The organism is Candidatus Mycoplasma mahonii (assembly GCF_030550815.1).
Lineage (GTDB): Bacteria > Bacillota_I > Bacilli_A > Mycoplasmatales > Metamycoplasmataceae > Mycoplasma_O > Mycoplasma_O mahonii.
In genome coordinates this window covers 615,371-630,715 of sequence record NZ_CP114583.1, presented here as the reverse complement: position 1 = coordinate 630,715, position 15,345 = coordinate 615,371, and the positions used below count along the sequence as shown (strand labels likewise).

Here is a 15,345-nt window from a genome sequence, read left to right as displayed (position 1 = left end):
TTTTTCTTATAATTTAATTCAGAAAGGAGGTTAATTAGAAAAGGAATGTAAACATGTGCAAGACAAATGCAAGTAAAACAAGTACCGACTTAAGGAGGTTAATGCATTAGGTGTGGATGAGAAAGCATATAAAGAAGGAAGTATCATCATAAATGCCTTTGATAATAAATTTATTGAGAATGGTGTTTTGCTAGTAAACAAAGAATCATTTAAATTTATCTTAAAAAATATAGACGATATACATTATAAAAGAGTATTGAGACATGGCAAGTACAAATTAGATCAACAGTACCAAGATAGGATTTTAGACTTAAGAAAACTCTCCTCTATAGATTGAACAAAAACAAGAAGAGCTTTATAAGTTAGAAAAATAACTGGATGAGCAACTTTATTATAAATATATTTTCTTGTAATCTAAAATGAAGATAAGTAATTAATGAAACATCTCATTAGTACTAACATTTAAGATTAATAATGCAAAAATATTTATTCATCATGTAAAACTTATGGAATGTTATTTTTTAATATAACATAGTTTCATATTATAAAATTAATATACTTATAATTTAACTAGCAATATTTGTTTTGAACTTCCTTCAAAGGTAAAAGAAAGAGAATATATGAAAAAAAAAATTAAGATAGTATCTGGCATTGGAATTGGAGCAGTAATAGCAACGGCTATAGTGGGTCCATTATCAAAAGTGAATAACAATAATGATGGTGTTTATATCACACCAGGAAAGAAATTAGTCGATGATAAAATTATAGAGTCAAGAGAATATAATACTTTCAAAGAAACCTTTCAAGATTTAAAATTAGGACTTACTAATATCAATGTGATTGATATTAGAGATGATGGGGATAATTTAGTATTGACAGCTACTGGAGTATTACCAAGAGCAACGGTTTCAACTCATGCAAGTTTTATTGTGCAAAGTGCAGCAGCAATTCAAGCCAATCCTAACACCATTATTAAAGCTATTTTTAATGTTGTTAAAACAACAGGTGAAGTAACTTTACTTAAATTAGAATCAGGGTCCAAAGAAAGTGAAGCAGTTATTAAAGCTGCAATTACTAAAAATAAAGAGCTTAATACAACTGCGATGGAAGAACCAACTGCTAGGATGACAGATAGAATTACTAACCCAAATAAGTTAACTCCAGAAGACAAATTATCTAGAGCTACGGCTTTTGAAAGATACTTTGACTCACTACCAGTAACTACTTTCAATGAGGGTGTTACAGCAGCTGATGATAAAGCTATCTATGACCAAATAAAAACTGATGGTGTACTTAGCATCAATGCTTCTTCAAACATTTATGAGATGAATTCCTTATTTAATGCAGAAGGAGATACAGGATCATTAAAAGTTGCTGCCGATGAAGGATTAATAATTTATAATAATGCGATTACTCTTGCTAACACCACCGCTCAAGAAATTGCTACTAAAAAAGCTAATGATCAAAGATACCTTAATGCCGAACAAACAAGAGTTAATAATCTAGTTTCAAATAGAGCTACTGCTAAAAGTGTTGATGCTGTGGCCCAGGGAGCTTTTGACAATGATGCCCAAAGCAAATATGGGATTACATTAGGTAGTTCCACTGAGGGTGCATTTACTTATACTTATGATGCTACTGCAAAAACGATTACCATTACTGCAGTTTTAATTGGTGGAGCAGGTGATTTAACAATACCACTACCAACACCTATTGGTTTAAGTCCTACACCAGCGGAAAATACAGAAATAGAAACTGCTGCAAATTTACTAGTAGTTCAAACTACAGCAAAAGGATTTATTAGAACTGCCTTTGAAACAGCTCCTTCACAAGATAATGCTGCTCATGATGCAAAACTATTTGGCGCAATTGCTCTTGCCAAAACAGCAGCTGATCGTGCGATAAATGATGCACCAAATGAAGCTGCAGTTAATGTCCTTGCTTCTTCAGCAATTGTTGGATCAGAAGTTGCCAAAGTTCTTGCAGCTATTAGAGAATATGAAGGTTCAACAGGGACAGATAAAGCTTTAGCAGACGCTAAAACTACAGCAAAAGGATTTATTACAACTGCCTTTGAAACAGCTCCTGAACAAGATGATAAAGCTCATAATGCTGAACTATTTGTAGCAATTGCTAATGCCAAAACAGCAGCTGATGTTGCGATAGATGGAGCATTAGATGAAGCTGCAGTTAATGTCCTTGCTTCTTCAGCAATTGTTGGATCAGAAGTTGACAAAGTTCTTGCAGCTATTGAATTATATAAAGAGTCAACAGGGACAGATAAAGCTTTAGCAGACGCTAAAACTAAAGCAAAAGAATTTATTGCAACTGCCGTTGCAACAGCTCCTTCACAAGATGATAAAGCTCATAATGCCGAACTATTTGGCGCGATTGCTAATGCCAAAACAGCAGCTGATGTTGCGATAGATGGAGCATTAGATGAAGCTGCAGTTAATGTCCTTGCTTCTTCAGCAATTGTTGGATCAGAAGTTGACAAAGTTCTTGCAGCTATTGAATTATATAAAGAGTCAACAGGGACAGATAAAGCTTTAGCAGACGCTAAAACTAAAGCAAAAGAATTTATTGCAACTGCCGTTGCAACAGCTCCTTCACAAGATGATAAAGCTCATAATGCCGAACTATTTGGCGCGATTGCTAATGCCAAAACAGCAGCTGATGTTGCGATAGATGGAGCATTAGATGAAGCTGCAGTTAATGTCCTTGCTTCTTCAGCAATTGTTGGATCAGAAGTTGACAAAGTTCTTGCAGCTATTGAATTATATAAAGAGTCAACAGGGACAGATAAAGCTTTAGCAGACGCTAAAACTGCAAGTAGGAATGCATTTACAACTTATTTTAATGCTTTAACTACAACTAGTTTAGAGGGTGATGCCGTTGATCCTTTGATTGCTAAAGGTACTTATGAGAACATAAAAACTGGTGGCTTAAATAGTATTGACAATGCTATGTCTATTAATGATCTGAATTCCTTATTTAATGCAGAAGGAGATGTAGGATCATTAAGAGATGGTGCCGATGAAGGATTAGTAACTTATAATAAAGCGATTGCTCTTGCTAATAAAAAAGCTAATGATCAAAGACACCTTAATGCTGAACAAACAAGGGTTAATCGTCTAGTTTCAAGTGAAGCTATTGCTAAAATTGCTGATGCTGTGGGCAGTGGAGCTTTTGATAATGATGCCCAAAGCAAATACGGGATTACATTAGGTAATGCCGCTGATGGTGCATTTACTTATACTTATGTTGCTACTGCAACAACGATTACCATTACTGCAGATTTAATTGATGGAGCAAGTGATTTAACAATACCACAACCAGAACCTATTGTTTTAAGTCCTACACCAGCAAAAAATACAGAAACAGCAATTGCAGCTGCTAAAACTACAGCAAAAGGATTTATTACAACTGCCTTTGAAACAGCTCCTTCACAAGATGATAAAGCTCATAATGCAGAACTATTTGCCGCGATTGCTAATGCCAAAGCAGCAGCTGATGTTGCGATAGATGGAGCATTAAATGAAGCTGCAGTTAATGTCCTTGCTTCTTCAGAAACTGTTGGATTAGAAGTTGACAAAGTTCTTGAAGCTATTACTAAATATGAAGAGTCAACAGGGACAGATAAAGCTTTAGCAGACGCTAAAACTGCAAGTAGGAATGCATTTACAACTTATTTTAATGCTTTAACTACAACTAGTTTAGAGGGTGATGCCGTTGATCCTTTGATTGCTAAAGGTACTTATGAGAACATAAAAACTGATGGCTTAAATAGTATTGACAATGCTATGTCTATTAATGATCTGAATTCCTTATTTAATGCAGAAGGAGATGTAGGATCATTAAGAGATGGTGCCGATGAAGGATTAGTAACTTATAATAAAGCGATTGCTCTTGCTAATAAAAAAGCTAATGATCAAAGACACCTTAATGCTGAACAAACAAGAGTTAATCGTCTAGTTTCAAGTGAAGCTATTGCTAAAATTGCTGATGCTGTGGGCAGTGGAGCTTTTGATAATGATGCCCAAAGCAAATACGGGATTACATTAGGTAATGCCGCTGATGGTGCATTTACTTATACTTATGATGCTACTGGAACAACGATTACCATTACTGCAGATTTAATTGATGGAGCAAGTGATTTAACAATACCACAACCAGAACCTATTGGTTTAAGTCCTACACCAGCGGAAAATACAGAAACAGCAATTGCAACAGCTAAAACTACAGCAAAAGGATTTATTACAACTGCCTTTGAAACAGCTCCTGAACAAGATGATAAAGCTCATAATGCCGAACTATTTGCCGCGATTGCTAATGCCAAAGCAGCAGCTGATGTTGCGATAGATGGAGCATTAAATGAAGCTGCAGTTAATGTCCTTGCTTCTTCACCAACTATTGGAACAGAAGTTGGCAATGTTCTTGAAGCTATTAAAGAATATGAAGAGTCAACAGGGACAGATAAAGCTTTAGCAGACGCTAAAACTAAAGCAAAAGAATTTATTGCAACTGCCTTTGCAACAGCTCCTGAACAAGATGATAAAGCTCATAATGCTGAACTATTTGTAGCAATTGCTAATGCCAAAGCAGCAGCTGATCGTGCGATAGATGAAGCATTAGATGAAGCTGCAGTTAATATCCTTGCTTCTTCAGAAACTGTTGGATTAGAAGTTGACAAAGTTCTTGAAGCTATTACTAAATATAAAGAGTCAACAGGGACAGATAAAGCTTTAGCAGACGCTAAAACTGCAAGTAGGAATGCATTTACAACTTATTTTAATGCTTTAACTACAACTAGTTTAGAGGGTGATGCCGTTGATCCTTTGATTGCTAAAGGTACTTATGAGAACATAAAAACTGATGGCTTAAATAGTATTGACAATGCTATGTCTATTAATGATCTGAATTCCTTATTTAATGCAGAAGGAGATGTAGGATCATTAAGAGATGGTGCCGATGAAGGATTAGTAACTTATAATAAAGCGATTGCTCTTGCTAATAAAAAAGCTAATGATCAAAGACACCTTAATGCTGAACAAACAAGAGTTAATCGTCTAGTTTCAAGTGAAGCTATTGCTAAAATTGCTGATGCTGTGGGCAGTGGAGCTTTTGATAATGATGCCCAAAGCAAATACGGGATTACATTAGGTAATGCCGCTGATGGTGCATTTACTTATACTTATGTTGCTACTGCAACAACGATTACCATTACTGCAGATTTAATTGATGGAGCAAGTGATTTAACAATACCACAACCAGAACCTATTGTTTTAAGTCCTACACCAGCAAAAAATACAGAAACAGCAATTGCAGCTGCTAAAACTACAGCAAAAGGATTTATTACAACTGCCTTTGAAACAGCTCCTTCACAAGATGATAAAGCTCATAATGCAGAACTATTTGCCGCGATTGCTAATGCCAAAGCAGCAGCTGATGTTGCGATAGATGGAGCATTAAATGAAGCTGCAGTTAATGTCCTTGCTTCTTCAGAAACTGTTGGATTAGAAGTTGACAAAGTTCTTGAAGCTATTACTAAATATAAAGAGTCAACAGGGACAGATAAAGCTTTAGCAGACGCTAAAACTGCAAGTAGGAATGCATTTACAACTTATTTTAATGCTTTAACTACAACTAGTTTAGAGGGTGATGCCGTTGATCCTTTGATTGCTAAAGGTACTTATGAGAACATAAAAACTGATGGCTTAAATAGTATTGACAATGCTATGTCTATTAATGATCTGAATTCCTTATTTAATGCAGAAGGAGATGTAGGATCATTAAGAGATGGTGCCGATGAAGGATTAGTAACTTATAATAAAGCGATTGCTCTTGCTAATAAAAAAGCTAATGATCAAAGACACCTTAATGCTGAACAAACAAGGGTTAATCGTCTAGTTTCAAGTGAAGCTATTGCTAAAATTGCTGATGCTGTGGGCAGTGGAGCTTTTGATAATGATGCCCAAAGCAAATACGGGATTACATTAGGTAATGCCGCTGATGGTGCATTTACTTATACTTATGTTGCTACTGCAACAACGATTACCATTACTGCAGATTTAATTGATGGAGCAAGTGATTTAACAATACCACAACCAGAACCTATTGTTTTAAGTCCTACACCAGCAAAAAATACAGAAACAGCAATTGCAGCTGCTAAAACTACAGCAAAAGGATTTATTACAACTGCCTTTGAAACAGCTCCTTCACAAGATGATAAAGCTCATAATGCAGAACTATTTGCCGCGATTGCTAATGCCAAAGCAGCAGCTGATGTTGCGATAGATGGAGCATTAAATGAAGCTGCAGTTAATGTCCTTGCTTCTTCACCAACTATTGGAACAGAAGTTGGCAATGTTCTTGAAGCTATTAAAGAATATGAAGAGTCAACAGGGACAGATAAAGCTTTAGCAGACGCTAAAACTAAAGCAAAAGAATTTATTGCAACTGCCTTTGCAACAGCTCCTGAACAAGATGATAAAGCTCATAATGTTGAACTATTTGTAGCAATTGCTAATGCCAAAGCAGCAGCTGATCGTGCGATAGATGAAGCATTAGATGAAGCTGCAGTTAATATCCTTGCTTCTTCAGAAACTGTTGGATTAGAAGTTGACAAAGTTCTTGAAGCTATTACTAAATATAAAGAGTCAACAGGGACAGATAAAGCTTTAGCAGACGCTAAAACTGCAAGTAGGAATGCATTTACAACTTATTTTAATGCTTTAACTACAACTAGTTTAGAGGGTGATGCCGTTGATCCTTTGATTGCTAAAGGTACTTATGAGAACATAAAAACTGATGGCTTAAATAGTATTGACAATGCTATGTCTATTAATGATCTGAATTCCTTATTTAATGCAGAAGGAGATGTAGGATCATTAAGAGATGGTGCCGATGAAGGATTAGTAACTTATAATAAAGCGATTGCTCTTGCTAATAAAAAAGCTAATGATCAAAGACACCTTAATGCTGAACAAACAAGGGTTAATCGTCTAGTTTCAAGTGAAGCTATTGCTAAAATTGCTGATGCTGTGGGCAGTGGAGCTTTTGATAATGATGCCCAAAGCAAATACGGGATTACATTAGGTAATGCCGCTGATGGTGCATTTACTTATACTTATGTTGCTACTGCAACAACGATTACCATTACTGCAGATTTAATTGATGGAGCAAGTGATTTAACAATACCACAACCAGAACCTATTGTTTTAAGTCCTACACCAGCAAAAAATACAGAAACAGCAATTGCAGCTGCTAAAACTACAGCAAAAGGATTTATTACAACTGCCTTTGAAACAGCTCCTTCACAAGATGATAAAGCTCATAATGCAGAACTATTTGCCGCGATTGCTAATGCCAAAGCAGCAGCTGATGTTGCGATAGATGGAGCATTAAATGAAGCTGCAGTTAATGTCCTTGCTTCTTCAGAAACTGTTGGATTAGAAGTTGACAAAGTTCTTGAAGCTATTACTAAATATAAAGAGTCAACAGGGACAGATAAAGCTTTAGCAGACGCTAAAACTGCAAGTAGGAATGCATTTACAACTTATTTTAATGCTTTAACTACAACTAGTTTAGAGGGTGATGCCGTTGATCCTTTGATTGCTAAAGGTACTTATGAGAACATAAAAACTGATGGCTTAAATAGTATTGACAATGCTATGTCTATTAATGATCTGAATTCCTTATTTAATGCAGAAGGAGATGTAGGATCATTAAGAGATGGTGCCGATGAAGGATTAGTAACTTATAATAAAGCGATTGCTCTTGCTAATAAAAAAGCTAATGATCAAAGACACCTTAATGCTGAACAAACAAGAGTTAATCGTCTAGTTTCAAGTGAAGCTATTGCTAAAATTGCTGATGCTGTGGGCAGTGGACCTTTTGACAATGATGCCCAAAGCAAATATGGGATTACATTAGGTAGTGCCACTGAGGGTGCATTTACTTATACTTATGATGCTACTGGAACAACGATTACCATTACTGCAGATTTAATTGATGGAGCAAGTGATTTAACAATACCACAACCAGAACCTATTGATTTAAGTCCTACACCAGCGGAAAATACAGAAACAGCAATTGCAACAGCTAAAACTACAGCAAAAGGATTTATTACAACTGCCTTTGAAACAGCTCCTGAACAAGATGATAAAGCTCATAATGCCGAACTATTTGCCGCGATTGCTAATGCCAAAGCAGCAGCTGATGTTGCGATAGATGGAGCATTAAATGAAGCTGCAGTTAATGTCCTTGCTTCTTCACCAACTATTGGAACAGAAGTTGGCAATGTTCTTGAAGCTATTAAAGAATATGAAGAGTCAACAGGGACAGATAAAGCTTTAGCAGACGCTAAAACTAAAGCAAAAGAATTTATTGCAACTGCCTTTGCAACAGCTCCTGAACAAGATGATAAAACTCATAATGCAGAACTATTTGTAGCAATTGCTAATGCCAAAGCAGTAGCTGATGTTGCGATAGATACTGCAACAAATATAAATGCAATTAATGTCCTTGCTTCTTCACCAACTATTGGAACAGAAGTTGACAAAGTTCTTGAAGCTATTACTAAATATAAAGAGTCAACAGGGACAGATAAAGCTTTAGCAGACGCTAAAACTACAGCAAAAGGATTTATTACAACTGCCTTTGAAACAGCTCCTGAACAAGATGATAAAGCTCATAATGCTGAACTATTTGTAGCAATTGCTAATGCCAAAGCAGCAGCTGATGTTGCGATAGATACTGCAACAAATATAAATGCAATTAATGTCCTTGCTTCTTCACCAACTATTGGAACAGAAGTTGACAAAGTTCTTGAAGCTATTACTAAATATAAAGAGTCAACAGGGACAGATAAAGCTTTAGCAGACGCTAAAACTAAAGCAAAAGAATTTATTGCAACTGCCTTTGAAACAGCTCCTGAACAAGATGATAAAGCTCATAATGCAGAACTATTTGCCGCGATTGCTAGTGCCCAAACAGAAGCTGATCGTGCGATAGATGGAGCATTAAATGAAGCTGCAGTTAATGTCCTTGCTTCTTCAGAAACTGTTGGATTAGAAGTTGACAAAGTTCTTGAAGCTATTACTAAATATAAAGAGTCAACAGGGACAGATAAAGCTTTAGCAGACGCTAAAACTGCAAGTAGGAATGCATTTACAACTTATTTTAATGCTTTAACTACAACTAGTTTAGAGGGTGATGCCGTTGATCCTTTGATTGCTAAAGGTACTTATGAGAACATAAAAACTGATGGCTTAAATAGTATTGACAATGCTATGTCTATTAATGATCTGAATTCCTTATTTAATGCAGAAGGAGATGTAGGATCATTAAGAGATGGTGCCGATGAAGGATTAGTAACTTATAATAAAGCGATTGCTCTTGCTAATAAAAAAGCTAATGATCAAAGACACCTTAATGCTGAACAAACAAGAGTTAATCGTCTAGTTTCAAGTGAAGCTATTGCTAAAATTGCTGATGCTGTGGGCAGTGGAGCTTTTGATAATGATGCCCAAAGCAAATACGGGATTACATTAGGTAATGCCGCTGATGGTGCATTTACTTATACTTATGTTGCTACTGCAACAACGATTACCATTACTGCAGATTTAATTGATGGAGCAAGTGATTTAACAATACCACAACCAGAACCTATTGTTTTAAGTCCTACACCAGCAAAAAATACAGAAACAGCAATTGCAGCTGCTAAAACTACAGCAAAAGGATTTATTACAACTGCCTTTGAAACAGCTCCTGAACAAGATGATAAAGCTCATAATGCAGAACTATTTGCCGCGATTGCTAATGCCAAAGCAGCAGCTGATGTTGCGATAGATGGAGCATTAAATGAAGCTGCAGTTAATGTCCTTGCTTCTTCAGAAACTGTTGGATTAGAAGTTGACAAAGTTCTTGAAGCTATTACTAAATATAAAGAGTCAACAGGGACAGATAAAGCTTTAGCAGACGCTAAAACTGCAAGTAGGAATGCATTTACAACTTATTTTAATGCTTTAACTACAACTAGTTTAGAGGGTGATGCCGTTGATCCTTTGATTGCTAAAGGTACTTATGAGAACATAAAAACTGATGGCTTAAATAGTATTGACAATGCTATGTCTATTAATGATCTGAATTCCTTATTTAATGCAGAAGGAGATGTAGGATCATTAAGAGATGGTGCCGATGAAGGATTAGTAACTTATAATAAAGCGATTGCTCTTGCTAATAAAAAAGCTAATGATCAAAGACACCTTAATGCTGAACAAACAAGGGTTAATCGTCTAGTTTCAAGTGAAGCTATTGCTAAAATTGCTGATGCTGTGGGCAGTGGAGCTTTTGATAATGATGCCCAAAGCAAATACGGGATTACATTAGGTAATGCCGCTGATGGTGCATTTACTTATACTTATGTTGCTACTGCAACAACGATTACCATTACTGCAGATTTAATTGATGGAGCAAGTGATTTAACAATACCACAACCAGAACCTATTGTTTTAAGTCCTACACCAGCAAAAAATACAGAAACAGCAATTGCAGCTGCTAAAACTACAGCAAAAGGATTTATTACAACTGCCTTTGAAACAGCTCCTTCACAAGATGATAAAGCTCATAATGCAGAACTATTTGCCGCGATTGCTAATGCCAAAGCAGCAGCTGATGTTGCGATAGATGGAGCATTAAATGAAGCTGCAGTTAATGTCCTTGCTTCTTCACCAACTATTGGAACAGAAGTTGGCAATGTTCTTGAAGCTATTAAAGAATATGAAGAGTCAACAGGGACAGATAAAGCTTTAGCAGACGCTAAAACTAAAGCAAAAGAATTTATTGCAACTGCCTTTGCAACAGCTCCTGAACAAGATGATAAAGCTCATAATGCTGAACTATTTGTAGCAATTGCTAATGCCAAAGCAGCAGCTGATCGTGCGATAGATGAAGCATTAGATGAAGCTGCAGTTAATATCCTTGCTTCTTCAGAAACTGTTGGATTAGAAGTTGACAAAGTTCTTGAAGCTATTACTAAATATAAAGAGTCAACAGGGACAGATAAAGCTTTAGCAGACGCTAAAACTGCAAGTAGGAATGCATTTACAACTTATTTTAATGCTTTAACTACAACTAGTTTAGAGGGTGATGCCGTTGATCCTTTGATTGCTAAAGGTACTTATGAGAACATAAAAACTGATGGCTTAAATAGTATTGACAATGCTATGTCTATTAATGATCTGAATTCCTTATTTAATGCAGAAGGAGATGTAGGATCATTAAGAGATGGTGCCGATGAAGGATTAGTAACTTATAATAAAGCGATTGCTCTTGCTAATAAAAAAGCTAATGATCAAAGACACCTTAATGCTGAACAAACAAGGGTTAATCGTCTAGTTTCAAGTGAAGCTATTGCTAAAATTGCTGATGCTGTGGGCAGTGGAGCTTTTGATAATGATGCCCAAAGCAAATACGGGATTACATTAGGTAATGCCGCTGATGGTGCATTTACTTATACTTATGTTGCTACTGCAACAACGATTACCATTACTGCAGATTTAATTGATGGAGCAAGTGATTTAACAATACCACAACCAGAACCTATTGTTTTAAGTCCTACACCAGCAAAAAATACAGAAACAGCAATTGCAGCTGCTAAAACTACAGCAAAAGGATTTATTACAACTGCCTTTGAAACAGCTCCTTCACAAGATGATAAAGCTCATAATGCAGAACTATTTGCCGCGATTGCTAATGCCAAAGCAGCAGCTGATGTTGCGATAGATGGAGCATTAAATGAAGCTGCAGTTAATGTCCTTGCTTCTTCAGAAACTGTTGGATTAGAAGTTGACAAAGTTCTTGAAGCTATTACTAAATATAAAGAGTCAACAGGGACAGATAAAGCTTTAGCAGACGCTAAAACTGCAAGTAGGAATGCATTTACAACTTATTTTAATGCTTTAACTACAACTAGTTTAGAGGGTGATGCCGTTGATCCTTTGATTGCTAAAGGTACTTATGAGAACATAAAAACTGATGGCTTAAATAGTATTGACAATGCTATGTCTATTAATGATCTGAATTCCTTATTTAATGCAGAAGGAGATGTAGGATCATTAAGAGATGGTGCCGATGAAGGATTAGTAACTTATAATAAAGCGATTGCTCTTGCTAATAAAAAAGCTAATGATCAAAGACACCTTAATGCTGAACAAACAAGAGTTAATCGTCTAGTTTCAAGTGAAGCTATTGCTAAAATTGCTGATGCTGTGGGCAGTGGACCTTTTGACAATGATGCCCAAAGCAAATATGGGATTACATTAGGTAGTGCCACTGAGGGTGCATTTACTTATACTTATGATGCTACTGGAACAACGATTACCATTACTGCAGATTTAATTGATGGAGCAAGTGATTTAACAATACCACAACCAGAACCTATTGATTTAAGTCCTACACCAGCGGAAAATACAGAAACAGCAATTGCAACAGCTAAAACTACAGCAAAAGGATTTATTACAACTGCCTTTGAAACAGCTCCTGAACAAGATGATAAAGCTCATAATGCCGAACTATTTGCCGCGATTGCTAATGCCAAAGCAGCAGCTGATGTTGCGATAGATGGAGCATTAAATGAAGCTGCAGTTAATGTCCTTGCTTCTTCACCAACTATTGGAACAGAAGTTGGCAATGTTCTTGAAGCTATTAAAGAATATGAAGAGTCAACAGGGACAGATAAAGCTTTAGCAGACGCTAAAACTAAAGCAAAAGAATTTATTGCAACTGCCTTTGCAACAGCTCCTGAACAAGATGATAAAACTCATAATGCAGAACTATTTGTAGCAATTGCTAATGCCAAAGCAGTAGCTGATGTTGCGATAGATACTGCAACAAATATAAATGCAATTAATGTCCTTGCTTCTTCACCAACTATTGGAACAGAAGTTGACAAAGTTCTTGAAGCTATTACTAAATATAAAGAGTCAACAGGGACAGATAAAGCTTTAGCAGACGCTAAAACTACAGCAAAAGGATTTATTACAACTGCCTTTGAAACAGCTCCTGAACAAGATGATAAAGCTCATAATGCTGAACTATTTGTAGCAATTGCTAATGCCAAAGCAGCAGCTGATGTTGCGATAGATACTGCAACAAATATAAATGCAATTAATGTCCTTGCTTCTTCACCAACTATTGGAACAGAAGTTGACAAAGTTCTTGAAGCTATTACTAAATATAAAGAGTCAACAGGGACAGATAAAGCTTTAGCAGACGCTAAAACTAAAGCAAAAGAATTTATTGCAACTGCCTTTGAAACAGCTCCTGAACAAGATGATAAAGCTCATAATGCAGAACTATTTGCCGCGATTGCTAGTGCCCAAACAGAAGCTGATCGTGCGATAGATGGAGCATTAAATGAAGCTGCAGTTAATGTCCTTGCTTCTTCAGAAACTGTTGGATTAGAAGTTGACAAAGTTCTTGAAGCTATTACTAAATATAAAGAGTCAACAGGGACAGATAAAGCTTTAGCAGACGCTAAAACTGCAAGTAGGAATGCATTTACAACTTATTTTAATGCTTTAACTACAACTAGTTTAGAGGGTGATGCCGTTGATCCTTTGATTGCTAAAGGTACTTATGAGAACATAAAAACTGATGGCTTAAATAGTATTGACAATGCTATGTCTATTAATGATCTGAATTCCTTATTTAATGCAGAAGGAGATGTAGGATCATTAAGAGATGGTGCCGATGAAGGATTAGTAACTTATAATAAAGCGATTGCTCTTGCTAATAAAAAAGCTAATGATCAAAGACACCTTAATGCTGAACAAACAAGAGTTAATCGTCTAGTTTCAAGTGAAGCTATTGCTAAAATTGCTGATGCTGTGGGCAGTGGACCTTTTGACAATGATGCCCAAAGCAAATATGGGATTACATTAGGTAGTGCCACTGAGGGTGCATTTACTTATACTTATGATGCTACTGGAACAACGATTACCATTACTGCAGATTTAATTGATGGAGCAAGTGATTTAACAATACCACAACCAGAACCTATTGATTTAAGTCCTACACCAGCGGAAAATACAGAAACAGCAATTGCAACAGCTAAAACTACAGCAAAAGGATTTATTACAACTGCCTTTGAAACAGCTCCTGAACAAGATGATAAAGCTCATAATGCCGAACTATTTGCCGCGATTGCTAATGCCAAAGCAGCAGCTGATGTTGCGATAGATGGAGCATTAGATGAAGTTGCAATTAATGTCCTTGCTTCTTCACCAACTATTGGAACAGAAGTTGACAAAGTTCTTGAAGCTATTAGATTATATGAAGAGTCAATAGAGACAAATCCACCTAAAAAACAACAATTACCTGTACCAAAGGTTACTATAGCTAGTGTCGATGAAACTGTTGCACCTATTGCTTCTGATAATTTAATAGATGATTCTGATTCATCTTTTATTCGTAATGGCGAAATTATAAAACCCACAAGCGATGATTTCACTTATGTACTACAACCAAATGTAGATACTCAAATAGTTCATATTGCTAATTTATTTAGTAGTCTTATAACAGATACAGATGGAAATATTATTGAAGGTGTTAAGATAGTTTTTAAAGAGAAACTTGATAACGGGAAAACACCAACCTTTACTGAGGGTGATAGACCAGAAGCCCATAATGGAGACTCCATTACTATCAAAATCCCTAAAATACCTGAGAAAAATAAAAAAAGGACTATTATAATTACGGTTACCGATAGTGCACCAACTCCAACTACAGAAAGTTCTTCAACTAATGCTCAAGATATTTATACTCCACAAGCTTCAGGATAAAGTATGAATACTAAAATTCCAAATAAAACTACAGTCTTTACAAAATATGGGTTTATTTAGCTTTTAATCATAAAGGCAAATAATAAAAACTCATGTTTTTCATGGTTAACTTTTAATTAATTATCTTAGTTATTATGAAATGTATTATAAGGGCCAGATCTTAAGGGCGGTCATAATGATACACTTCAATGAACTTATGACTATTTTTTCATTAATTCATTGAATTATATGAATGCGTAATTATTTGCAAAAAAGAGTTAGTGATTTGCTTATTCACCACAATCAAGGATTATGATAGTGACACTAAAAAATGTAATAAAAATAAAAACTTATAACAAAAAAACTTTTAATGGCCAATTTACGAGATAAAGATTTATAAGATCACTAAAGAAGCTAATAACTTATAGAAATTACTACACTTCAACACAATAAGCAAAATAGCATTTTACCTCACAAAGTCGTAAACAATTTATAATGTTATTTTTATATATCACATTAT

General features: G+C 35.7%; 2 protein-coding genes. Both read left to right on the top strand.

Annotated features, from left to right (window positions below; translation table 4 throughout):
* Positions 1-112: 112 nt before the first annotated feature.
* Positions 113-361: a hypothetical protein gene (locus tag O3I44_RS02980; RefSeq protein WP_303717041.1), complete on the top strand. Its 249-nt coding sequence runs from the start codon at positions 113-115 to the stop codon at positions 359-361.
* A 259-nt stretch (positions 362-620) separates the two neighbouring features.
* Positions 621-14,846 (top strand): hypothetical protein, encoded by a 14,226-nt coding sequence (locus O3I44_RS02975; RefSeq protein WP_303717039.1) that lies wholly within the window; start codon positions 621-623, stop codon positions 14,844-14,846.
* Positions 14,847-15,345: the final 499 nt, after the last annotated feature.